The sequence below is a fragment of the Sulfitobacter pacificus genome (assembly GCF_030159975.1).
GTDB classification, from domain to species: Bacteria; Pseudomonadota; Alphaproteobacteria; order Rhodobacterales; family Rhodobacteraceae; genus Sulfitobacter; species Sulfitobacter pacificus.
The window spans coordinates 2,108,968-2,133,450 of sequence record NZ_BSNL01000001.1 but is presented as its reverse complement, the minus strand read 5'-3'; the positions used below and the strand labels follow the sequence as shown (position 1 = coordinate 2,133,450).

At 59.3% G+C, this 24,483-nt stretch carries 19 protein-coding genes; 8 read left to right on the top strand and 11 right to left on the bottom strand.

The features are described from left to right. Positions 1-29: 29 nt before the first annotated feature. The 3 genes from lysM (at position 30) to QQL78_RS10655 (ending at position 3,473) form a co-directional block, all read left to right on the top strand. Positions 30-461 (top strand): peptidoglycan-binding protein LysM, encoded by a 432-nt coding sequence (lysM, locus tag QQL78_RS10665; protein ID WP_284373262.1) that lies wholly within the window; start codon positions 30-32, stop codon positions 459-461. A 202-nt stretch (positions 462-663) separates the two neighbouring features. Next, positions 664-2,541: an acyl-CoA synthetase gene (locus QQL78_RS10660; protein ID WP_284373260.1), complete on the top strand. Its 1,878-nt coding sequence runs from the start codon at positions 664-666 to the stop codon at positions 2,539-2,541. Continuing rightward, entirely contained in the window at positions 2,538-3,473 is a 936-nt protein-coding gene (locus QQL78_RS10655; protein WP_284373258.1) for an alpha/beta hydrolase, read from the top strand. The genes QQL78_RS10660 and QQL78_RS10655 overlap by 4 nt, the downstream gene beginning before the upstream one ends. A 1-nt stretch (position 3,474) precedes the next feature. Here the strand turns inward: QQL78_RS10655 and QQL78_RS10650 are convergent, their stop codons facing one another. From QQL78_RS10650 to QQL78_RS10625, 6 genes are all read right to left on the bottom strand, one after another. Continuing rightward, positions 3,475-4,311 (bottom strand): alkaline phosphatase family protein, encoded by an 837-nt coding sequence (locus tag QQL78_RS10650; protein WP_284373256.1) that lies wholly within the window; start codon positions 4,309-4,311, stop codon positions 3,475-3,477. Between the two features lie 240 nt (positions 4,312-4,551). Further along, on the bottom strand, positions 4,552-6,204 hold the full coding sequence (locus QQL78_RS10645) for an ABC transporter ATP-binding protein (protein WP_284373251.1): 1,653 nt from the start codon (positions 6,202-6,204) through the stop codon (positions 4,552-4,554). After that, positions 6,204-7,019: an ABC transporter permease gene (locus tag QQL78_RS10640; protein ID WP_284373248.1), complete on the bottom strand. Its 816-nt coding sequence runs from the start codon at positions 7,017-7,019 to the stop codon at positions 6,204-6,206. The genes QQL78_RS10645 and QQL78_RS10640 overlap by 1 nt, the downstream gene beginning before the upstream one ends. 124 nt (positions 7,020-7,143) lie before the next feature. Beyond that, on the bottom strand, positions 7,144-8,100 hold the full coding sequence (locus QQL78_RS10635; protein WP_284373246.1) for an ABC transporter permease: 957 nt from the start codon (positions 8,098-8,100) through the stop codon (positions 7,144-7,146). Positions 8,101-8,113: 13 nt separating this feature from the next. Next, complete coding sequence (locus QQL78_RS10630; RefSeq protein ID WP_284373243.1) at positions 8,114-9,718, bottom strand: ABC transporter substrate-binding protein; 1,605 nt, start codon at positions 9,716-9,718, stop codon at positions 8,114-8,116. 119 nt (positions 9,719-9,837) lie between these two features. Beyond that, positions 9,838-11,832 (bottom strand): CocE/NonD family hydrolase, encoded by a 1,995-nt coding sequence (locus tag QQL78_RS10625; protein ID WP_284373241.1) that lies wholly within the window; start codon positions 11,830-11,832, stop codon positions 9,838-9,840. On the opposite strand from QQL78_RS10625, the gene QQL78_RS10620 reads away from it, so the two are divergent. The 5 genes from QQL78_RS10620 to QQL78_RS10600 all read left to right on the top strand — a co-directional run bounded on the left by QQL78_RS10620 (position 11,831) and on the right by QQL78_RS10600 (position 20,183). After that, the gene (locus QQL78_RS10620; RefSeq protein WP_284373239.1) at positions 11,831-11,998 is read left to right on the top strand and encodes a hypothetical protein; all 168 of its coding nucleotides are present in this window, start codon (positions 11,831-11,833) and stop codon (positions 11,996-11,998) included. The genes QQL78_RS10625 and QQL78_RS10620 overlap by 2 nt on opposite strands. A 147-nt stretch (positions 11,999-12,145) precedes the next feature. Further along, on the top strand, positions 12,146-15,367 hold the full coding sequence (locus QQL78_RS10615; protein WP_284373237.1) for a BapA/Bap/LapF family prefix-like domain-containing protein: 3,222 nt from the start codon (positions 12,146-12,148) through the stop codon (positions 15,365-15,367). Positions 15,368-15,484: 117 nt separating this feature from the next. Next, positions 15,485-16,771, top strand: coding sequence for a TolC family protein (locus QQL78_RS10610; RefSeq protein ID WP_284373235.1), 1,287 nt, complete (start codon positions 15,485-15,487; stop codon positions 16,769-16,771). Further along, entirely contained in the window at positions 16,768-18,996 is a 2,229-nt protein-coding gene (locus QQL78_RS10605) for an ATP-binding cassette domain-containing protein (RefSeq protein WP_284373233.1), read from the top strand. The genes QQL78_RS10610 and QQL78_RS10605 overlap by 4 nt, the downstream gene beginning before the upstream one ends. Further along, complete coding sequence (locus QQL78_RS10600; RefSeq protein ID WP_284373231.1) at positions 18,993-20,183, top strand: HlyD family type I secretion periplasmic adaptor subunit; 1,191 nt, start codon at positions 18,993-18,995, stop codon at positions 20,181-20,183. The genes QQL78_RS10605 and QQL78_RS10600 overlap by 4 nt, the downstream gene beginning before the upstream one ends. Positions 20,184-20,383: 200 nt before the next feature. Here QQL78_RS10600 and dtd read toward each other — a convergent pair whose 3' ends face one another. The 5 genes from dtd to QQL78_RS10575 form a co-directional block, all read right to left on the bottom strand. Beyond that, on the bottom strand, positions 20,384-20,827 hold the full coding sequence (dtd, locus tag QQL78_RS10595; RefSeq protein ID WP_284373229.1) for a D-aminoacyl-tRNA deacylase: 444 nt from the start codon (positions 20,825-20,827) through the stop codon (positions 20,384-20,386). A gap of 64 nt (positions 20,828-20,891) precedes the next feature. Continuing rightward, a complete protein-coding gene (locus QQL78_RS10590; protein WP_284373227.1) occupies positions 20,892-21,566 on the bottom strand; it encodes a nitroreductase in 675 nt (224 codons plus the stop codon). Further along, positions 21,563-22,672 carry a TFIIB-type zinc finger domain-containing protein gene (locus QQL78_RS10585; protein ID WP_284373225.1) on the bottom strand — a complete coding sequence of 370 codons (1,110 nt, stop codon included), beginning with the start codon at positions 22,670-22,672 and terminating at the stop codon, positions 21,563-21,565. Before QQL78_RS10585 ends, QQL78_RS10590 begins: the two co-directional genes overlap by 4 nt. Positions 22,673-22,717: 45 nt before the next feature. Next, positions 22,718-23,278 (bottom strand): cytochrome b/b6 domain-containing protein, encoded by a 561-nt coding sequence (locus QQL78_RS10580; protein WP_284373224.1) that lies wholly within the window; start codon positions 23,276-23,278, stop codon positions 22,718-22,720. Positions 23,279-23,354: 76 nt separating this feature from the next. Further along, complete coding sequence (locus QQL78_RS10575) at positions 23,355-24,467, bottom strand: SPFH domain-containing protein (protein WP_284373222.1); 1,113 nt, start codon at positions 24,465-24,467, stop codon at positions 23,355-23,357. Positions 24,468-24,483: the final 16 nt, after the last annotated feature.

Genomic DNA, 24,483 nt, shown 5'->3' with positions numbered 1-24,483 from the left:
GGGCGAACACATATAAGGGGAGAACCAGAATGGGTTTGTGGAGTTTTGTTAAAGGTGCCGGCAAGAAAGTCTTTGGTGGCGATGATGATGCGGAAGTTTCCGGCGCGGCGCTGCAGGACGAGCTGAAAGACCTTGGTCTGGACGCGGAAGGTCTGGACATCACTGTAGAGGGTGATCAGGTCAAGGTCAGCGGCACAGCTGTCAGTCAGGAAATGAAGGAAAAGGTCATTCTGGCCGTGGGCAACGTTGAAGGTGTGTCCGCTGTGGATGACCAGATCAGCGGCGGCGAAGGCGAGCCGACATTCCACACTGTCGAAAAGGGTGACACCCTGTCGGCGATTGCGCAAAAAACTCTGGGCAAGGCGTCTCGTTACCCCGAGATTTTCGAGGCCAACAAGCCGATGCTGAGCCACCCGGACAAGATTTACCCCGGTCAGGTTCTGCGCATTCCAACGGCCTAGGCACCTGCCGGTGTGATGCCGGTATCGGAAAGATAAAACAGGGCGGTGGCACAGAAAGGTGCCGCCGCCCTTTTTGGTGATTAATTGAGAAATTACGCCGCGTTTTGCATCAGGCGATACTTGCGGAAAATTCGATTACGCCGCATCCTTTCCTTCATAAATAACAAAGGCCGAAAAACTGGCCGCTAAGGGAGGATAGGCGATGCCATACGCCGGGATGAAAGACCGCAATGCGATTGTCGATGAAATGCCATGGGCAGATCGTGACGTGCCCGTGACACTTTACGGACAACTCAGCGAAACCACACAAAAGTTTCCCAACCACAAAGCGATTTCCTATCAGATCCTGTCGGGTCCAAAGGACAAGGCCGAAACGTTCACATGGACGCAGCTGCATGCCAAAGTGTCCCAGACCGCGAATATGCTGCGCGGCATGGGCATCGGCCCAAAGGATGTGGTTGCCTATGTCCTGCCCAATTGTAACGAGGCGGTGCTGACCCTGTTGGGCGGGGCGGTTGCCGGGATTGCGCAGCCCATCAACCCGCTGCTTGATCCTGAACAGATCGGTTCAATCCTGCGCGAAACCGGGGCCTCTATCGTGGTGACCCTGCGGCCGTTCCCGAAGACCGATGTGGCCGAGAAAACCGCAGAGGCGGTCAAGCTGGCCCCCGGCGTACATACGGTGCTTGAGGTTGATCTGCTGCGCTACCTGACCCCGCCGAAATCGTGGATTGTGCCGTTGATCCGTCCTAAAGGCAGGGTTGAAAATCAGGCGAAGTATCTGAACTTTAACGCTGAAATGAACAAGCAACCGACCAGTCTGTCGTTTGAGGATATTCAGGAAGACCGGGTTGCCTTTTATTTCCACACCGGTGGCACAACCGGCATGCCCAAGGTGGCGCAGCACCTTTATTCTGGTGCGATCTACAATGGCTGGGTCGGGGCCAAAACCTTGCTCAGCGCGGATGACGTGATGCTTTGTCCACTGCCGCTGTTTCACGTCATGGCCTGTCAGGTGATGCTGATGGGGGCCGTGGCATCCGGCGCGCATGTGGTCTTTCCGACGCCGCAGGGCTATCGCGGGGAAGGGGTGTTCGCCAATATCTGGAAGCTGGTGGAGCGCTATAAGGTGACCTTTGTGGTGTCGGTGCCCACGGCGCTGGCGGCAACCATGCAGGTGCCGATTGATGCGGATATTTCCAGCGTAAAGACCGCCTTTTCCGGTTCGGCCCCCTTACCGCTGGAGCTGTTTCGCCGGTTTGAAAAGACCACGGGCATGACCATTGTCGAAGGCTACGGCATGACCGAAGCCACCTGTCTGGTGTCTGGTAACCCGGTGGATGGTCAAAAGAAAATCGGCTCAATCGGCATTCCGTTTCCCTATACGGACATCAAGATCGTCAAAGGCAGTGCAGAGGGCGACATCGAAGCCCGGATGGATGAGGTGGGCGAAATTTGTGTTTCGAATCCGGGCGTTTACGTTGGTAACACCTATACAGAGGCAGAGAAAAACAAGGATCTGTATTACGATGGCACCTATCTGCGCACTGGTGATTTGGGGCGTGTGGATGCGGATGGCTATCTGTGGATCACTGGCCGTTCGAAAGACCTGATCATCCGGGGGGGGCATAATATTGACCCTGCCGAAATCGAAGAGGCGCTGCTGGGTCATGACGCGGTGGCCTTTGCCGGGGCGATTGGGCAGCCGGATGTGCATTCGGGCGAATTGCCCTGCGCCTTTGTCGAACTGGTCGAGGGGGCGACGGTGACGCCGGAGGAATTGATCGCCTATTGCAAAGAGCATGTGAAAGAGCGCGCGGCACAGCCCAAGCACATCAAGATCATGGATGAGCTGCCCAAGACTGCGGTGGGTAAAATCTTTAAACCCGACCTGCGAAAGGACGCGATTACAAGGGTTTATGACCGGGCCCTTGAAGCTGCTGGCAGCGCTGCGCGGGTGGATCACGTGGTTGATGACAAGAAGCGTGGTCTGGTGGCCATGCTCGCGATGAACGGCGCCTCTGATGCGGATGTAGAGAGCGCTCTGGGCGGCTTTACCCGTCCGTGGGATCCGGTTTGAGCGGGCCCGACTATACCGCCCTGATAGACGCGGAGACCTGGGCTTATATTGCCCGGTTGGACGCAACCTATCCGCCGGATGCGGTGCAGATGAGTATTGCCGAACAACGCGCGGCATATGACGACATGTGCCGCGTCTTCCGTGTGCCACGCCCGGTTGGGGTGACGGTGGTGGATCTTCCCTTTGGCGGGGTTCCCTGCCGACACTACACATCGGGCAGCAGCGATATCACGGTGATCTATTATCACGGTGGTGGGTTTGTTGTGGGCGGGTTGGAGAGCCATGATGACATCTGTGCAGAGCTATGTGATCGCACCGGTTTTGATGTGATATCAGTGGATTACGCCCTTGCCCCGGAAGCGGTGTTTCCCCGTTGTTTCAATGATGCATGGGCGGCTTTTGAGGCCATCGCACAAGAGCGTAGTGGCGACATCCTGCTGTGCGGGGACAGCGCGGGGGGCAACCTGGCGGCAGCGGTGGCGCATCATGCGCGCGGGCGTGTGGACGGACGGATCATCGGGCAGGTGTTGATCTATCCCGGCCTTGGTGGTGACCAAAGCAAGGGGTCTTATGTCACTCACGCCAATGCGCCGCAGCTGACCATGGCAGATCTGGAATTTTACAAGACAGTGCGCACCGGCGGGGCGGATCTGCCAGAAAACGATCCGAGGCTGGCACCGCTACATGACAATGATTTCAGGGGGTTACCTCCCACAGTTGTCGTCAGCGCCGAATGTGATCCATTGGCCAGTGATGGGGAAACCTATCGCGATGCGGTGCTTGGCGCAGGGGGCAAAGCGGTGTGGTTTAATGAGCCGGGCATGGTGCATGCCTGCCTGCGCGCCCGCAATATGAGTGCGCGGGCGGCCGTGTTTTTTGACCGGGTGGTCGAGGGTGTCGCGGCCCTTGGGCGGCGCGACTGGCCCTATTGAGTTAGCTTAGAAAACTCTTGCCTTTCATGGTGTTAGCGGCTTGTGCCCCAAGCCGGTGCAGGATCGTCGGGGCCAGTTGCACTTGGTCAATTACGGTATCCGCAGGCGGGCCTTCGGCGGGGCCGAAGTAATACAGGGCGGTTTCCTGCTGCAGCGCCCCGCGCCCGCCGTGATGGCCGCGTTCGTCCTGCCCGTGATCGGCGGTGACAATGATCTCGTACCCGGCCGCCAGCCACTGCGGGATGAAGGGGGCCAGCATCTCGTCCATGACGTGACAGGCGTGGTCCATCTCCTGACTTTCGTGGAAGAACCGGTGGCCCATGCTGTCCAGAGTACAGGTGTGCAACATGCCGTAGTTCAGCCCGTGGCGCAGGCAGAGGTTGGTCAGGGTGGCAAAGAGATCAACGTCTGAGGGGGTCATCTGATTGATCAGCCCGTAACCGGTCATGGTATGGAAACGGCCATGGTTGATAGTATCGCTGTCGGGTTCATCATATTCGATATCCCTAACGTAGTCAAAGGGATGGCGGTTGAAAAATTCGGACCAGAAGGAATGGGCAACGGCCCCTGTCACGCCGCCGGCGGCGCGGGTCTGTGCAAAAACATCCTTGTGTTTCAGGCGGAAGACATTGCCGTTGCCGGTGCAGCCGTGTTCCTGCGGGGTGACGCCGGTGTGAATGGTGGCGTAGCAGGAGGCCGAGGTGGAGGGCAGGGCGGCGCGGTGTTTCCAGACACGGGCATCGCCACTGTCGACCCAGCCTTCGAGGTTGCCGAACAGGCGGCGGAAATTGCGGTAGGGCACGCCATCAAGGATGATCAGCAGTAGTTTCTTATCCATGGTGAAGCTCCGTTTTGGATGGTCTCATGTTGGCGGCGCGGGGGGGCGGGTGCAATGGTTAACGCTGGGGGACCAAAACGCCGCGAACCGGGGGTTAAAGCCTTTGTTTTATGGGGAAACACCGTGTCACCCTCTGTGCACCCCCGGTACACCTCTGATGCACCCCCCGGTGTATGTTTTTGCGGGGTTAATAGCGCGAGCGGGTTAGGGCGGCAGGGGCAATTTTTGCCCCGCCGCAGATCAGTTGCCAGCGCTTTCCATTTTGCGATGCGCAAGCACCTCTTCCAGCCAGCCGAGTTTCATCTCGGGGACAGATGACAGCAACAGGTCAGTATAGTCGTCAAAGGGGGGCGACAGTACCTGTGACTTGGGACCATAGCGCACCACCTTGCCCTGAAACATCACCGCGATGCTGTCAGAGATGGCTTTGACCGTGGCCAGATCGTGGGTGATGAACAGATATGAGACATCTTCGATCTTTTGCAGTTTGAGCAGCAGTTTCAGGATGCCATCCGCGACCAGTGGATCAAGCGCCGAGGTGACCTCGTCACAGATGATCAGCTTGGGTTTGGCAGCCAGCGCACGGGCGATGCAGACACGTTGTTTCTGCCCGCCGGAGAGTTCCGCAGGATAGCGGTCCTGAAACCCTTCGCCCAGTTCGATTTCATCCAGCAGTTCCTGAATGCGGGTCTGTTTGGCCTTGCCCCTGAGGCCGAAATAGAATTCCAGCGGGCGGCCGATGATAGTGCCCACGGTCTGGCGCGGGTTCATGGCGGTATCGGCCATCTGATAGATCATCTGCAACTCGCGCAGGTCTTCAAGGTTGCGGGTGGGCAGGTCCGGTGACAGGGTGCGCCCATCAAAGGTGATGCTGCCCTGTGAAGGGGGCAGAAGCCCGGTGATGACGCGGGCGAGGGTGGATTTACCCGAGCCGGACTCGCCGACGATGGCCAGTGTCTGGCCGGGGTGCAGATCGACATTCACATCCTTGAGCACGTCAAAGTCCGTACCGCGATAGCGGGCGGTGATGTTCTCAACGCGCAGCAGCGGATTGTCGGTTGGCGTCTTTTCCTCATGGGTGATCGACCGCACAGAGACCAGCGCCTGTGTGTATTCCTCTTGCGGGTTGTTGATGATCTGGTCGGTGGTGCCATATTCAACCATCGCGCCCTGTTGCAGGACCATGATGTGATCAGACACCTGCGCCACAACGGCCAAGTCATGGGTGATGTAAAGCGCGGCCACACCGGTGTCGCGGATCGCTTCCTTGATCGCGGCCAGCACGTCGATTTGTGTGGTCACGTCCAGCGCTGTGGTGGGTTCGTCAAAGACCACCAGATCGGGTTCGGGACAGAGCGCCAGTGCGGTCATGCAGCGTTGCAGCTGCCCGCCGGACACCTGATGCGGGTAGCGTTCGCCGATGTTTTCGGGATCGGGCAGACCCAGTTTTTCAAACAGGGTGACTGCGCGGGCCTCTGCCTCTGCCTTGGTGAATTTCTTTTGGAAGATTGCCGCTTCGGTCACCTGCTCCATGATCTTTTTGGCAGGGTTGAAGGAGGCGGCGGCGGATTGGCTGACATAGGTGACTTCCCCACCGCGCAGGCGGCGCACATCGCGGATGCCTGATTTCAGGATGTCGCGGCCATTGACGTGGACCTCGCCGCCGGTGATTTCCACACCACCACGCCCATAGGCCATGGCAGCCAGCCCGATGGTGGATTTACCCGCACCGGATTCCCCGATCAGGCCAAGAACCTTGCCGCCTTCGAGGTCGAAGTCGACACCATGCACGATTTCAATCGGGCGGGGGCGTTCGCCGGGGGGATAGACGGTGGCCCCGATTTTAAGGCCACGCACCTTGAGGAGGGGTTGGTTGGATGATGGGTCTGACATTAGCCGCGCCCTCCCTTAAGCGAGGTGGTGCGGTTCAGGATCCAGTCCGCCACAAGGTTGATCGAGATGCAGAGGATGGCGATGGCATAGGCGGGATAGAGTGCGGCCTGAATGCCATAGTTGATGCCTTCCTTGTTCTCTTTCACGATGCCGCCCCAATCCGCCAGCGGCGGCTGTACGCCAAGGCCGAGGAAAGACAGGGTCGAGATGAAAAGCACCGCAAAGATGAAGCGCAGGCCCATTTCGGCGACCAGCGGCGACAGTGCGTTTGGCAGGGTTTCGCGAAAGATGATCCAGCCGATTTTCTCGCCCCGCAGGCGGGCGGCTTCGACGTAGTCCATGACGGTGATGTCGACCGCGACCGCGCGGGCCAGCCGGTAGACGCGGGTGCTGTCCAGCAGCCCCATCAGCAGGATCAGGATGAAAGTCGTGGTCGGCATGACCGACAGAACCACCAGCGCAAAGATCAGCGAGGGGATCGACATGATCAGGTCGATGAAGCGGCTAATGACCTGATCCACCCAGCCCCCCGAGACAGCCGCGAAGAAACCAAGCACAGAGCCGAGTGTGAAGCTGAGGATGGTCGCCATGGTGGCGATAAAGATCGTGGTGCGCCCGCCATAGATCAGGCGGGTCAGCAGATCACGTCCGATGTTGTCGGTGCCCAGCAGGAACTCGCTTGAGGACGGCTCCCAGACATCGCCGACCACTTCGGCCATGCCATAGGGGGCGATGAGGGGGGCGAAGAGAGCCATCAGGAAGAACAGGCCGGTGAAGAACAGGCCAATCAGTGCGGAGAGGGGAATGTTCTTCATGACGCTTTCCAGAATGGTGGTGTGATCAGGTGCTTAAACGCAACCGAGTGTCTCCCGGCGCTTTTGCAGGGCAAAAACGCGGGGTCGCACGCGGCGCATTTTTTCGGGGAAAAATACGCCGTCTTCATTTTGGATGCCTCAACCTTGGGTTTGCCAGAATGGAAACGATGTCGGCAATCAGGTTCAGCCCGATATAGACTGCAGCAAAGATCAAACCGCAGGCCTGTACCACAGGCACATCGCGTTTGGCGACATGGTCCACAAGGTATTGCCCCATGCCGGGGTAGGCAAAGACCACTTCGACGACAACCACACCAACCACCAGATAGGCGAGGTTGATCATCACCACATTGACGATGGGGGCGATGGCATTGGGGAAGGCGTGTTTGGCAATGATACGCAGCATGCCCATGCCTTTGAGTTCAGCCGTTTCGATATAGGCCGATTGCATGACGTTCAGGATCGCCGCACGGGTCATGCGCATCATATGGGCCAGCACCACAAGGGTCAGCACCATGACAGGGATGGCGATGGCGTTCAGCTTCTGGCCCAGTGACATGCTGTCATTGATGATGGCGACGGAAGAGAACCAGCCAAGGCGGATCGAGATCCAGTAGATCAGCACGTAGCCAATCATGAATTCGGGGATCGAAATCGTGGTGAGGGTCACCGCCGAGATCAGTTTATCAGGAATGCGGTCTTTGTAACGCACGGCCAGCAGACCAAGAAAGATGGCCAGTGGCACCGAGATGACGGCCGCCCAGAAGGCCAGGAAAAGCGTGTTGCCAAGGCGGGAGCCCAGACTTTCGGCGATGTCGCGCCCGTTGGTCAAAGCGGTGCCAAGATCGCCTTGCAGGAAGCCTCCGAGCCATTGGAAATAGCGCGTCACGGGCGGGTCATTCAGGCCCAGTTCGGCACGCATGTTGGCGAGGCTTTCGGGGGTCGCAGACTGGCCAAGGATTTGCTGGGCCACGTCGCCGGGCAGCAACATTGTGCCGCCGAAAATAAGGATGGATGCTGCGAAGAGGAGCATCAGGCCCAGCGCAATGCGCTGGGCTATCAGTTTTACAATGGGGTGCATGATCCGGCCGCCCTTAAGCGTCCTTCAACCAGCATTTGAAATGTGACATGTTGTTCATCACAGGGCCGTTTGGATCGTCTGCCCAACCACCGATGTCGCTAGATACACCGGCAACGAAGTCGTTGAACATTGGCAGGATCAGACCACCTTCTTCGTTCAACATGCGGCCCATCTTGGAATAGATTTCCTTGCGCTTGGCGTTGTCCAGCTCGGCCTTGGCCGCGTTGAGCATCGCGTCAAACTCTGGACGTTTCCAGCGGGTGTCGTTCCAGTCTGCGGTCGACAGATAGGCAGTCGAATACATCTGGTCCTGTACCGGACGGCCACCCCAATAGGAGGCGCAGAAGGGCTGTACGTTCCAGACCTCGGACCAGTAGCCGTCGTTTGGTTCACGCTTGATTTCCAGCGGGATACCCGCCGCTTGGGCGGACTGCTGGAACAGGGCGGCGGCATCCACCGCACCGGGGAAGGCACCATCGGCAACACGCAGAACGATCGGCGAGCCGTCGTGGCCGGATTTTGCGTAATGCTCTTTGGCCTTCTCGATGGAATGTTCGCGCTGAGGGATGGTTTCGTCAAACAACGGGTAGGCGGCATTGATTGGCATGTCGTTGCCTTTGGTGCCATAGCCGCGCAGGATTTTGTCGACCATTTCGTCGCGGTTGATCGCATATTTCAACGCCAGCATCACGTCGTTATTGTCGAAAGGTGCGGTGTCCTTATGTGCGATGAAAACATAGTGGCCACGGCCAGCAACGGATTCAACACGCAGGTTGGGGGCGCGGTCCAGCAGGGCGGCAACCTTTGGGTCAACGCGGTTGATGATGTGGACCTGACCGGACTGCAGCGCGGCGGTACGGGCGGTGGCATCGTTCAGCACCAGCTGTTCGATTTCATCCGCAAAGCCACGGTTCTCCGCGTCCCAGTAATCATCGCGGCGTTTAAAGGCGTGGCGCACACCGGGCTCGTCGATTTCGAGGGTATAGGCACCTGTACCGATTGCGGCACCCGGATCATCCATGCCGCCACCGGGCTGGATCATCAGGTGATAGTCGGACATCAGATATGGCAAATCGGCGTTTGGCGCTTCAAGATTGACGATGAAGTTGTCGCCATCGACCTTCATCTCGGCGATGCCCTTCATGATGCCCAGGGCACCCGACTTGGAATCCTCATTGGAGTGGCGCTGCATGGTTTTCAGCACGTCGTCCGGTGTCATATCCTTGCCGTTGGAGAATGGAATGCCTTTGCGGATCTTGAAGACCCACTGTTTGGCATCGGCAGAAGCTTCGACGCTTTCGGCCATGCGGTAATCGAGTTCACCTTTGGCGTCGACTTCGACCAGCAATTCACCCCATGAGCGGATGTTGTTCAAAGGCGCTTCGGAAGCGACCAGTGCGGGATCCTGGGTGTTGGTGGATTCACCACCCGAGGAGCCGATTTTCATCATGCCACCGCGGACGGGCTTGGCATGGCCATCTGCCGCGGCAGAGTTTGCAAGCATGGTATTGGCAACAGCGGCGGTGACGCCGAGTGCTGCGGCACGGCCGACAAATTCGCGGCGCGTCATCAGACCCGAGGCCACTTTGCCCGTCAGATGTTTCAGTTCGTTGTTCATTGGTTATCTCCCGTGAGGTGTCTGCGCTTGGGCACAAGTTTTTGTTGATTGATGAATCAACGTTAATCATTTCAGCCCATCTCGCAAGGGTTATTCCGGGGATGATTATCGCATTCCCGCTAGAGGTGATCCCTTTGGATGGTTTCGGTGATGTCGTGACTGTAGACGCAGGTGTCGTTTTCGAATGCTTCGATGCGGGCGGTCAAGTGGAAATGCGTGGCGTCCGAGGTCATTTCGCACCGCGCTTCAGTGCGCAGGGCAATCTCGTCACGGGTCAGGCAGTCTGTCCAGTGGCAAGTTCCCTTGGCAGAGAGGGGATCATCGGGGTGGATCGACCAATGTTCACGGGCGACAGAGCCAGAGATCAGCCCGTGATCCAAATCGCGTACCGCGCCGAAATCATCTTCGATGATCAGGCTGACCACCCCGGTGACCGTATCGGTTTCTTGCCGGCGGATATGGTTGTCAGGACGCAGGGTTTCGACCTCCCATGGTTCTGCTGCGGTGGGAGGTTCAAACAGATGTTCATCCCCGCCCTTGGTCGGACGCTGGGGCAGGGTGATGTGACCGGCGCTGAGGTGAAGGCAGGTTGGCATGGGCGAGGGCCAGAGCAGCGGCCAATAGGCATCCGAGATCGACACGCGCAGCCGGTGCCCCTTGGGCAGGCGGTAGGCGATGTGATCAAGGGTAAAGCTTACCTCTTGCGCCGTGCCCGGTGTCATCGGAGAGGGATCTGACGCGCTGTTGCGGTGCGACAGGTTCAGCACGCCATAGGTGATACGGGTTGCAGCACCGTCCGGGTGGATGTGGTTCAGGCGCACGGCAATCTGCGCCTGTGGTTGATCGCTGGTCAGGGTGAGGGTGATCCTTGGGGCACCGACGATGTCCATGTCCTGCGCCAGCGGGGCGCTGTCAAAACTTGTGGAGAGCGCATCGTCGCTGCGTTGATCACCGGGGGTTTCCGGGCCAAGCCAGATGGCACAGTACTCGCCCGCCTCTGCGCCACAATGGGCCGGGGAGGAGACAGTTTGATCCAGTGGGGATTTTTCGGGCTGAAGCCCGGTATCAGTGAGGTGCAGCAGGTCGCTGTCCAGATGCGAGGTGGCACCTTTTACCTCGGCAATCCAGCGGCCCGGTCGGTCAGCATACCAACGTGCCGGGCGCACACCGTCCATCAGATAGGCGCGGTAGTCGGGATCATCCTCGACTCCGGTATCGGCATCCTTGAGCCAGCGGTCCCACCAGCGCAGCGCCTCTTGCAGGAAACCGATGCGCGGTTCGGGGACGGCGAAATGCGGATATTTATGCACCCATGGGCCGATGATCCCTTTGGCACCGGGCAGGGCTTCGACCAGTTGCGGTACTGCGTTTTTATAGGCATCGCCCCAGCCGCCGACGGCCAGCACCTTGGCCTTGATGGCGCTGTAATCCTCGATCACAGAGCCATGACGCCAATAGGCATCGCGGCGCTGGTGGCGCAGCCAGATGGCAGGCAGGAAGGGTTCGGCCTTGAGCCGCTCCAGCCAGATTTCCCGCCAGTCGGGGCGCAAGGCAGGGTCCGGGGCACGGGCGGAATAGGACCACATGGTCGCGCCCCAGCCGAGGTTTTCATTCAGCAGGCAGCCGCCTTTGTAGTGGATATCATCGGCAAAGCGGTCGACCGTTGAACAGAGGGTGATCACCGCCTTCAGTGGTTCCGGCGCGAGGGCAGCAACCTGCAATCCGTTGAACCCGCCCCAGCTGATCCCCATCATCCCGACACGGCCATTGCACCACGGCTGAGCGGCCAGAAAATTGATCACTTCGACGGCGTCAGCCTGTTCCTGCGGGGCGTATTCATCTTCCATCACACCGTGGCTGTCACCATTGCCGCGCATGTCGACCCGTACACAGGCATATCCGTGTTCAGCAAACCATGGATGGGTCAGGGCATCACGTGCGCAGGTACCGTCGCGTTTGCGGTAGGGCAGGTATTCAAGGATCACCGGAACCGGGTCGTCACCGGCATCTTCGGGCATCCAGACACGCGCCGAAAGGCGGCATCCATCGGACAGGGTGATCCCGAAATCGGGGTCTTCGGTGAGCGCGCGCAGAGCGTTTGGGGAGGTGTTCATGACGCTAACCGTCAAGGGGCAAGGTTTTTTTGTCAACTGTTGCTTTGCTGCACTGGACGCCCCGCTCAGGCAGTGTTTTTCGCAGGACGGGGGATTCGGCGTGACGATTTTGAAGGCGATAAATGGGCAAAATTTTCCCGCCTGGATAGAATTAACGAATCGTTAAGAAAAAGCCACTAGTCAAAAAGCCAATTTCCCGGTACCAAATTAGGTAAGAATAACAGTAGGCACGGGACGCTCGAACGGACCGGCTTGAAAACAAAAACGATAGGCTCCGCGTAGAACGGGTGCTTTGAGGTAGAGTGGTGAAGTTATGAAGGCGATTGATTTCGTCGTCCGCGATAGTGCGGGCGGTTTGCAGCGTGGCACGGTGCCGGATGGTGCCAAAACACACGCTATTCAGGCTGGCGCAGGTCAGGAAATTTCTCTCAATCTGAGACAGGTCGATCTGGCAAGCCAGGTGCGTGAGGGCAGTGATCTGGTGATCACCCTGACCGACGGGCGTCAAATCACGATTGACAATTATTTCAACGGATCGGGCACCCCGAACCGCTTGTTCATCTCGGCAGATGGGTACCTCAACGAGGTGGCATTTGTGGATACGGGCTCGGGTGAGCTTTATGCCCAGTTTGGTCCAACCGAGCAGTGGGGCAAGTGGTCTCCCTCGGATGATCTGATTTATCTGGGCCGTACCGAGCTGGCAGCAGCCGGGTATGCGGATGATGAAGTCTCGATGTTCCCTGCGCCCCTGTTGGGGGCCGGTCTTTTTGGCGGCGGTTCTGCTGCGGCGGCAGCTGCGGTTGTTGGCGGCGCTGCGGTCATTGGTGCCAGCGGTGGTGGCGGTGAAGGTGAAGGCAGCGACGGCGGCGGCGAAGGCGGCGACGGTGGTGGCAATGTCGGTGGGCCCGACAACGACCGCGATCTGGTTCAGGACCCCTATGTCAACGATCCCGACAGCGTCGGCGAAATCGGTGGCGATGATGCTGAACAGTCGATCACCATCACAGGTGGCGGTGCGCCGGGCGACAAGGTTCTGGTGACTTTGGGGGATGTGCAGGCTGAAACTGTCATCAACGAAGAAGGTTTCTTTACCTGTGGTTTCATGCCGCCGAACTTCCCGCCGGATGGTACCTATGAGGCGGTTGTTACGGTTGTGACCGAAGGTGGTGAAGTCGTATTGGACGGTCCGGGCTATGTGATCGATCTGACGCCGCCGCTGGTGGATGTGGCAACCGGGACGGACTCCGTTGGCGATTTCTTCAACGCGGTCAGCTTTAGCAACGGTGTGACCCTGACGGGGACCGGTGAGCCGGGTGCCTCTATTCTGGTGACCATTGCCGGGATCGAGCAGACCACAACCGTTTCCGAAGCGGGCACATGGTCGGTCAACTGGGCCGCAGGTACGCTTGACAGCGGTGAATATTCCACCGGTGTCACGATTGTCAGCGCGGATGCCTTTGGCAATACCACAACAATCACGGACACTGTTGTCATCGATACGGTTTCAAATGTGACCATCGACACGGCAAATGTTGAAACAGACGGCATCGTTAACGCGGTGGAGCAGCTGGACGGCGTGACCCTGACCGGTACCGCGCAGGCGGGATCGACAGTGGTTGTCAGCTTTGGCACCGGGTCACACAATGCAACAGTTGACGCCAATGGTAATTGGTCCGCTGATTTCGCGATGAGCGAAGTGCCAACCGGCGAATTGCAGGCGACTGTAACCGCTGTGGCGACTGATGCGCTGGGCAACTCCAGCACGGCCACCGGGCTGGTGGACATTGACACGCTGGTGCGTGACTTTGCCTTTACCGGCACCACTGGTGGTGCAGACGGTGTGATCAACAACGAAGAAGCGGCGCAAGGCCTTGTGATGACAGGGACAACGGAACCGGGTTCCAGCGTCATGGTCTCCTTTGGCGGGTCCAATCAGGCCGCAACTGTGGCCGCAGACGGCAGCTGGACCGTCACTTTTGCGTCCAGCACCATTCCGGCGGGCGAACAGACCGCTGTGATGACAGCCGTTGCAACAGATATTGCCGGCAACGTTGATACCATCACCCGTAATGTTGAGATCGACCGTGACGGTGGCATTCTGACCATCAGCCCGGCTCCGGTTGAAGGCGACGACATCGTCAACGAAGCCGAGGCTTCTGATGGTGTGGTGCTGACCGGGACATCTAACGCAAATGCGATGGTCACTGTGACCATGGGCGGCGTCAGCAAGACGGTCAGCGCCGATAGCGCGGGCAACTGGACGGCCTATTATTCCAGCACGGATGTGACACCGGGTGTCTATACCGCACAGATCGCGGCAACGACGACAGATGCGGCGGGCAACACGCTGAACGCTTCTGACAGTGTTCAAGTGGATACGCGGGTAGACAACCTTGGCGTTGCGGCCGACCTTGTTGAGGGTGACGGCACCATCAACGGTGCGGAACGTCTTGCCGGTGGTGGTGTTCAGGTCACGGGTACAACTGAGGTTGGTTCAACCGCTGTTGTGGTCACGCTGAACGGCGTGGCGGTGAATGCGGTTGTCGCGGCCAACGGGACCTGGGTGGCCAACTATGCCTCCAGCCAAGTGTCCGAGGGCACCTATACTGCAACTGTATCGGTTCAGGCGACGGATCGCGCGGGCAATACCGCAACCGTCTCTGACGTTGTGAATGTGGACACGGAAGTTGTGCCATTGAACATGGACGACGGGGCAGGCGGGAATGACAACACGGTCAACATCGCCGAAGCGGCCACAGGCATTGATCTGGGCGGTGAAGTCGAAGTGGGCAGCACCGTTTCCGTGACCTTTGACGGTACGCCCTATGTGGCGAATGTGGACAATGCGGGCAACTGGAGCCTGACCATCCCACCTTCCGCGATCCGCTCTGGCGAATACAATGCCGCCATCGTGGTCACGGCCACGGATGCGGTTGGTAACGTCGACACGATCAACGACACGCTGGCGATTGATACCTCGGCCCCAACCGGCCCGGCGATTGAAAGCCTGAACGAAGGGCGTGTCGGGTTCCGCGGCATCTCTACCGATCAGACCGATGATGATCTGGCGGTCTATCAGGTGCAGGACAATGGCACGATTACGGAAGTGGCATCGCAGAGCAGCGACAGCACGACCCGCAATGAGACCAACATTGACTTCAACTCTGATGTGCCGGACGGGTCGCATCTGGTCATCACTGCGACCGATGATGCGCAGAACACCACCGGGACCTATGTGGTATTGGATGATGGGGCACCAAATTCAACGATTGCGATCAACAATCCGACTTTGGGCAACTACAACATCGAAACTGTGGACATGACCTTTGCCGAAGAGGGCAACTTGACCATCGATGAAGCCGCACTTCTGGCATTGTCGAGCAACTCCAACGAGTTGCTGGTCATGGGCGGTGCAGATGACACGGTAACGATCCTGGGTGCGACACGTGGGCCAAGCAGTGGCGGCTACACGAATTACTCACTGGGTACCGAAGGCACGATCATCGTCGACGACCAGATCGATGTGATCACCTAAGCGAAAAGACCAAGGAGAGGCGCGGGCGTCAAATGACCCGCGCCCCCGACAATATCGGTCATAGAACCGGGGCTTTGAGGGCAGGATATGGGGCAAGGTGTAAAAAGGGCAGTCGGAGTGTGTGCGGTTGCGTTTACCCTGACAGGATGTTTGTCGGATGCGGGCGGCAATGCGGGTGATTTTGTTGCGCGGCTGAAGTCCCCGGATGCAAATTCCGTTGCACGTCCCAGCCATGCGGAAAAAGTAAACTCCGAAAGCACTATCATTCAGGGTCTGTCGGCACGCAGTTCCGCATTGCCGTCAGGCAGCAGCTATTCGCGGGTGGCGACGTCGGTGCTGGCGGCCAATTCGCGGGCAGCGGAATCTGATTTACGGGCAGCGCGGTTGCGTTCGGAAGCGGCATCAAAGAACTGGTTGCCCAAGATCGGGCCAGACATCAGCCTGACATCGCTGGGGTCCTTGGTGGCCAATCTGGTGGTGGATCAGGTGTTGTTCGACAATGGCCGGCGCAAGGGTGAGCGCGAATTTGCGATTGCCGACGTGGAAGTTGCTGCGGTGAACCTCGCCAAGGATACCAACGACCGGGTGCATACCGCCCTTGCACTTTATGTTACCGCCGCCGAGGCGCGCGAGAAAGCAACCCTGTCTGAAGCATCGCTGCGCGACATGGGGCAGTTTGAATACATCATGTCAGAGCGCGTCAAAGGGGGCGTGTCGGACAGTTCCGATTTGAACATCCTGCGCCAAAAGCTGTCTGAAATCCGTGCGGATCGTGCGGCCAATGTCGAAGCGGCCAATACTGCGATTGCAGAATTGAACGCCATGTCCATCGAACCGCTGAGCGGTTTGCATGGTGTGCCTGCCTTGCGGGTATCCTCGCAGGCGGCACAGCCCTTGGATGTGGTTCTGGCCGAGGCCGAAAAGACCCGCGCCATTGCGGCGGCCAAGATCGACCGGGCGGATCAACTGCCCGGATTGTCGGCAGGCGGGACCATTGGCGAGAATTCCGATCTGGGGCTGCGTGTCAGTTCCGACACGCTGCTGGGTTTTGGCACCGGTGCCACCCTGCGTGCCATCGAGGAAGCCAAAGAGGCGGCAAGCCGTCAGGTGTCGCAGGCCAATGAAGATGCCAACCGCAAGCTGCGCAAACTGGAGGGGCAGATCGCCGCCAAGTCGCGTCAGGCGCAAGAGGCCAGTAATCTGACGGCGCAGGCACAGCGCAATCTGGATGTGTTTCAGGAACAATATGACGCAGGCCAACGTCAGGTCATGGATATAGTGAGTGTATACGAGACTTTTGCCCGCCAGCAGCAGGCTGAGGTCACGTTAAAGTATGAGGCTGCACAGTTGCAGATCGATCTGGCACGCCTGTTGGGCGTGCTGGCCGATGGGGATGAGATTTGAGCCAGAAACGCGCCTTTACTCTAAAGATCAGTAATGGAAATCAGGGACGTCTTGCGGCGGCCAATGGGGATGGACGCCCGTCCGAGGCCCCGAAGCCATCCAGTTTTGAGGAACGCATCAATGTGCGTGCGCAGCTGGCTGCGACCTATGCCGGTCTGCTGGGGGTCGAGGCAGTGCGCCGGGATCTGTTCGAAGCGATTGGCGGTGCGACCCGCGAGGGTGCCAAGGATAAGGATGAAGCATCCGCAATTGCGCATGGGCTGCGCTCGCTTGGGTTGCTGGCGCAGGTCACCAAAGCCGGTCCGCTGAGCGCGGATCTTTGGCCGGCGCTGGCCTATATGACATCCGGTCAGGTGCTTTTGGTGATGGGCCAGTCGCGCGGCGATCTGATCATTTTCGACACCAGCTGTCCTGACAACCGCGCCTTTGTGCCGGTCAGTGATTTCAAACCCTTCTTTGCTGGGTTACTGGTCCGCGCGGAAGCGCCGCTGGCCAAGGTGGCCGAGACCCATAAGACCGAAAGCGCCGCACCACATTGGTTCTGGGGCCAGTTTGGCCGTTTCAAACGCCAGATGGGTGAGGTTGCGATGGGGTCGTTTGTGGCGAACCTGTTGGCAGTGGCCGTGGCGCTGTTTTCCTTGCAGGTCTATGACCGGGTGATCCCGCATCAATCCGAAGCCACCCTGTGGGTCCTGGCGATTGGTGCCGGGCTGGCCTTGCTGATGGAAGCCTTTATCAAGATCGCCCGTGCGCGTCTGATGGATGGGGCGGGCCGGCAGATTGAAATTTCCGTGCTGCAAATCCTGATGGAGCGGATTTTGGGCATGAAATCGGATGCCAAGGGGCAGGCCCCCAATCAGGTGTTTTCGGCGATGCGTGAATTCGGGTCAGTGCGCGAGTTCTTTACCGCCTCGACCATTGGCACAATTGCGGATGTGCCGTTCATCTTTGTGTTTCTGTTTCTGGTCGCAAGCATTGCGGGCAACGTGGTCTGGGTTCTGGTACTCGGCGGTATCCTGATGGTGATCCCGGGGTTCTTTTTGCAGCGCAAGATGATCCGCCTGACGCAGGAGACCCAAGGCGCGTCGGCCAAATCCTCGCGGTTGTTGCATGAGACGATTTTCGAACTCGACACCTTGAAGACCCAGCGCGGTGAAGACCGTGTGGCGCGTCTGTGGCAAGAGTTGAACACGGTGCAGGCGGTGAAGTCATCCGAGCAGCGCAAGCTGGCCTCGACCCTGACGTTCTGGTCGCAGGGCGTGCAGCAGGGCACCTATGTTGCAGCAGTGATCACCGGTACATATCTGGTGTTTGCGGGACAGTTCACAGTGGGGTCGATCATCGCGGTGGGTATTCTGACCGGACGAACCCTGTCGCCGCTGACGCAGCTGGCGGGCACCATGGCGCGCTGGGGCAATGTGAAATCCGCACTGGACGGGTTGGAGATGATCGCCAGCGCCGAACAGGACGCTGATGAAAGCCGCAGCTACCTGCGCCGCGAAAGCCTAAAGGGGCATTTCGAGCTGCGCGATGTGACGTTTCGCTATGAAGAGGACGGTGCGCCAACGCTGAACATCAAAGGCATGGCGATCCTGCCGGGGCAGAAAGTTGCGGTGTTGGGGGCCAACGGGTCGGGCAAGTCGTCACTTTTGAAACTGCTGAGTGGTCTTTATTCACCGGAAACCGGACGGGTGATGATTGATGGCACAGAAATGAGCCAGATTGAGCCGCGCGATCTGCGCCGGTTGATCGGCTATCTGGGTCAGGATGTGCGTCTGTTTGCCGGTACGCTGCGCGACAACCTGAACCTGACGATGTTGGAGCGGGACGATAAACGCTTGCAGGAGGCACTGGATTTTGCCGGGTTGGGGCCGTTTGTGAAAGAGCACCACAAAGGGCTGGATCTGGAGATCAAGGACAATGGGGCGGGGTTGAGCATTGGCCAGCGCCAGTCGATCGGCTGGGCCCGGTTGTGGTTGCAGGACCCCAAGGTATGCCTGCTGGATGAGCCGACGGCGGCGCTGGATCAGACGCTGGAACGCACCCTGGTCAGCCGGTTGGAAACATGGATGGAGGGGCGCACCGCGATCATCGCCACCCATCGCGCGCCTATTCTGGCGTTGACTGACCGGACCTTGGTTTTGCAGGGCGGGCAGATGACGATTGATGGACCCAAGGACAAGGTGCTGAGCCATCTTGCCAGCACCAAAGGGCAGGCGGCATGACACTTGTGAACCCCACCACCATGGATGCGCAGATGACGCGTCAGATGCGCGGCCCTTCAGCGGTGATCTGGCTGTGTGGCGGGGCGGTACTGGTGTTTCTGATCTGGGCGGCCTTTGCCTGGGTTGATGAGATTGTACGCGCGGAAGGTGAGATGATTTCATCCTCACGCCCGCAGATCATCCAGAACCTTGAGGGTGGTATTCTGGCCGAGCTGGCCGTGGGTGAGGGGGATATCGTGGAACGCGGTGACGTGTTGGCACGGTTGCATGGCACGCAGTTTCAATCCTCGGTGGATGACCTGCGGGATCAAATATCGGCATTCGAGATCCGCCGGTTGCGTCTGGAGGCGGAACTGGCCGGGCAGTTTGATTTTACGGTGCCGGATGAATGGGCAGGCCGCACCCCGAATATCGTGGAATCGGAACGGACCCTGTTGCGGGCACGGCAGTCGGATTTTGTGTCCCGCTCGGATGGGGCCAAACGGGTGTTGGTTGAAGCTGAACGCGAAGCCAACCTGATGAATGATCTGCTGGAGCGCAACATCGTCTCCCTGATCGAGGCGACACGCGCGCGTAAATCCTATGCGGATGCGCAGATCCGTTATGATGAGGTGACCACCCAGACAGAGCTGGAGCGGGCACAGGAATATTCGGATGTGTTGAAAGAGCTGGCGACATTGCGCCAGAACCTGAAGGCCAGCACCGATCAGTTGAACCGTACGGTTCTGGTAAGCCCGATGCGTGGGATTGTGAACAACCTGTCGGTGACCACCATTGGCGGCGTTGTGCGCCCCGGTGAAGAGATTTTACAGATTATCCCGCTGGGTGAAGAGCTGTTTGTCGAGGCGCGGGTCAAGCCGGAGGATATCGCCGGTGTGCGTCCGGGTCAGGATGCGACGGTGAAGCTCTCGGCATATGATTACACGATTTTTGGCACCTTGAAGGGCAAGGTCACGTTGATCTCTGCGGATACTTTCAAGGATGAACGGGCGCGTGAGGCGGATGGCAACCCGCATTACAAGGTGACCTTGCAGGTGGATACGGAGCATCTGACTGAGCGGCAGGCCTCCTTGCGAATCCGGCCGGGGATGCAGGCAAGCGTGGAGCTGCATACAGGCTCAAAGACGGTTTTGCAGTATTTGCTGAAGCCTTTGTACAAGAGCAAAGAGGCGTTTCGCGAGCCTTAGGGGCAGGAAGAGGCTGCGGGCCCACCAAAACCAATGGGTTTCAAAGCCGCCCTTGATTGATCCCTGCCTGACAAAAGCCGCGCCGCTTCCCAAGGAAAATCAACGTATCCCCAAAGGGGCCCCGCGTGGATTTACCTTGGCAACCGTCCCGCCTTATGTCCGCCTGTTCTCAAGCAAGGGCGGCTCCGAAACCAATCGGATTAAGTATCGGTATCGAGCCAGATGGTGACCGGGCCGTCATTGGTGAGGGCCACGGACATGTCGGCACCGAAGCGGCCGCGCTGAGTGGGGATGCCGAGGGCGGCGATGTCATCGGCAAACCCTTCGTAGAGGGATTTTGCAAGTTCGGGTTTGGCGGCATAGGAAAAGCCGGGGCGGGTGCCGCGTCGGGTGTCAGCGGCCAGGGTGAATTGGCTGACCACCAGCGCCGCGCCGTCGGTCTGGGACAGGCTGAGGTTCATTTTGCCATCGGCGTCTTTGAACAGGCGCAGTTTGGCGATTTTGGCGGCGAGGGCCTTGGCGGTTGCCGGGGTGTCGTCGGGCATGGCGCAGACGAAGATCAGCAGGCCATGGGGGATTTCGGAGATTGTTGTGCCATCCACGGTGACGGAGGCGGCGGTGACACGTTGCAGGAGCGCGCGCATTTAGAAAGTTCCCGATGCAGGAGAGGGGGCAGGGTCACGTGTTGCCAGGGAAATCGGGAACATTTCATTCTTTCCAGTCGATGATGTCAGCAGAGGTGGCCCGGGAGGTGCGGAATCCATTGGCGGGGTGGTCAGTGTCAGCATAACCGAAGGATATCGCGCAGAGCACCAGCCGGTCGTCCGCGATGCCGAGGTGGTCCCGTACCTGCGGTGCATAGGCGGCGATGGCGGCTTGGGGGATGGTGGCAATGCCAAGTGCCGTGGCAGCCAGGGTGAAGGCGGTGACAAAGCCGCCGCTGTCCATGGCACCGTAGGGGCCAAGTTCGGAAGGAGAATGGATGATCGCCACATGCGGCGCGTCAAACAGCGCGTAATTGCGCATCATTTGGGCCGCGCGCCCTGCGCGGTCGGATTTTGCGATGCCGACGGCATCATAGAGTTGGAAACCGCAGCTGCGGCGGCGGTCAGCGTATGCGCCGCTGTAGCCGGCGGGCCAGGCGAGATCGGGGGCGGGCGGGGTGCCGGCGGCGGCCAGATCACTGATCATGCTGCGAAAGGAGGCGGTTGCAGCACCTTTGGTGATTGTCACCTGCCAGGGCTGGGCATTGCACCATGAGGGGACGTGTCGGGCGGCCTTGACGATATCGGTGATGGTGGCATCCGGCACCGGATCAGGGCGGAAGGCGCGGCAGGAGTACCGTGATTTCAACGTGTCGTGCAGAGTGTCATATGCGGTCATTGTTGTGCTGCCAGATAGCCGATGATCCCGGCCGCGATGGCACCAAGGATCACCGCAAAGGTGATTTTTATGGCCGAGAAGGGGCGTTCGCCCTGTACCCGACCGGTACGCCCGTTGACGACAAAACGATAGGTTTTGCCACGGTATTTATAGGCCGCCAGCCAGACCGGCAGCAGCACATGTTTGAACGTCAGGTTCGACAGATCCGTGTCGATGCTATGCACCCGCTGGCGGTCGCCGCCGATGTCGAATTTCACGTCCCGTTCGATGACGCGGTCCATATGGGCGCGGGCCTCGGCAAAGCCGTCTTGCAGCGGGACGGCATAGGCTTCGGCGCGGAAACCGGCGAGGTATTCAGGCGCATAGGGTTCAAGGGCTGAGAGGTCCCAGGGTTCAAGGGCATCGGTGTATTTCTTCGGCAGGGATTTGGAGGCCAGCACCAGCACATCGTCAAAGAACCGCGAGACCCGGCCGGAGGCGGCGCGCCAGCGCACTTTGGGCACTTGCCGCGTCACCCGTTTGCCATCACGCATCACGGTTTCGCTGACGTAATAGACGGTGCCGCGCTGGCCGGTATAGCTGCTGCGGGTATTGGCGTCATAGGTCCAATAGGGGACATAGATCCCCTGCATCCGGCGCCCTTTGCGGGCATATTCCTGTAATCCGTTGGGCGCGAACCACAAACCGCCCAGCCAGTCGTTCATCGCATCGCGCGCGACCTCCTGGGTCAGGGCAAAGGGCAGAACAGCGCGGGGTTTGATGTGGCGGTTGGTACCGGTGTCGACCACCACAGGGGTGGCGCAGAACGGGCATTCGGTGGCGTGTTTGCCGGTGTCGAATTCCACCTGTGCGGCGCAATTGGGGCAGGTGGTGACGCGGGTTTCTTCCATCTGCTCGGGGGGGAGATCGGCGTTCAGCCCTGCGCGCAGGTCCAGTTCGGCAATGGCCTGTACGTTAAAACCGCTGCCTTCGATGGTTTCGGTATTGCCGCAATGGTCACAGACCAGCCGCCCTGCATCCGGGGCATAGCGCAGGTCACTGCCGCAGGTGTCACAGGGAAAGCGGTGTTCTGACAGGGGCGCATCGGGAAGGGGTGTATCGTCCATGGGTCAGACATAGCGCCCTACGGGCCGCTCTTCCAGCGGGGTTGATCACAAAAACCGGTGCAGCGCCTTGGGGGTCATGATCCGCAGGGCATTGTCGCGCAGATGAACCTGCCGCCAGATGTGGAACAGCGCATGGATGACGGCGATCAGGGCAACAAGGTAGAATTCAAAGATATGGATCTGGCCGATGATTTCATTGGCCTGTTTCATATCCAATGGCGGCGCAATGGGCAGGATGCCACCGGCCTTGAGCAGCACAGCAGAGGTCAACCCCAGCAGGAAGCCGGTGAGCGCGATGCCGAACAGCCCCCAGATCAGGCTTTTGTGCAGCAGCTGGTGGGTGATGCGCGCCCAGGGCGGCAGTTTTGGCCCAGGGCGGCTGGCCAGACCCCGGCGCAGGTAATCGGCGGTCCAGAGCAGACAGAGGGTGACAAAGAACAAGGCAAGCAGCGAATGGGCCTGAAAGGCTTTGGGGCCGAAGGGCAGTACATCGTCAGGGGTGACCAGCAGGAACCAGATCAGCAGGGGCACCATGGCCCAATGCACCGCCTTGAGCGTCGCACGGCGCGAGGGCAGAGGGGGCAGCAATGAGGACAGGCGGGACATGTTCCAGATACGACACAGGCGGCCCGAAAGTTTCAGGCCGCCTGATGCGGGAATATTGTGATCGCCTGACGTGGACTTAACCTGCAGGTGGGGGCGGTGGCATCACGGTGAACAGCTGCGCCAGCTCGGTGACGTCCTCGGCCCGCTGCCAGCCGTCCTGACCGGGGGTCCAGACATAGGTGTCGCGGGTCAGGCTGCCTTCGGTCGCTTTACGTCCCATGGCGGCCTTGGAAAACGGGCCGGTGGTCTCGCCAGCGACAGCAATGTGCCAGACATGTTCGACGGGTGGTGGGGGCGGTGCCATCGGGGCTTGGGTCGCGGCAGGTCTGGCACCCCATGGACCGGCACTGGCTGCGGTAGCCTGACCAATCTGCATGCCAAGGCCCGCGCCCAGACCTGCCTGAATGGCACCGGCCCCTGCGCCTTCACGCCCCAGCGCCTCTGCGGCCTGAAACTGCATGTATTCGTTGAGGTTGCCGATAACCCCCATGGAGGAGCGTTTGTCCATCACCTCTTCCACAGCGGGGGGCAGAGAGATGTTTTCAATGTAGAGCTCGGGCAGGGTCAGCCCGTATTCGGCCAGTTGTGCGGCGATTTCGGTCCCGACCAGCTTGCTCAGCTCGCGGGTATTGGCGGCCATGTCCAGCACCGGAATCTGGGCGCGGGCGATGGTGCGGGAAAACTCCTGAACGATGATATTGCGGATCTGATAGCTGATCTCGTCCATGGTGAATTCGCCGTCGGTGCCGACGATTTCGGTCAGGAACTTGGCCGGATCGCTGACCCGCACGGAATAGGTGCCATAAGCGCGCAGGCGCACCGGGCCAAATTCGGGGTCGCGCACGATGATCGGGTTCTTGGTACCCCATTTCAGATCGTTGAAACGGGTGGTGTTGACGAAGTAAATTTCCGATTTGAACGGGCTTTTGAAGCCGTGGTCCCAATGTTGCAGCGTGGTCAGGATCGGCATGTTGTTGGTTTCCAGCATATACATGCCGGGGGTGAAGACATCGGCCAGCTGGCCCTCATGGACAAACACCGCCGCCTGTCCTTCGCGCACGGTCAGCTTGGCCCCGTATTTGATTTCATGCGCTTCACGTTCGAAACGCCAGACCATTGTGTCACGGGTGTCGTCGACCCAGTGGATGACGTCGATGAATTCGCCGGAGAGGAAATCGAAAATGCCCATGTTTTAAGTCCTTTAC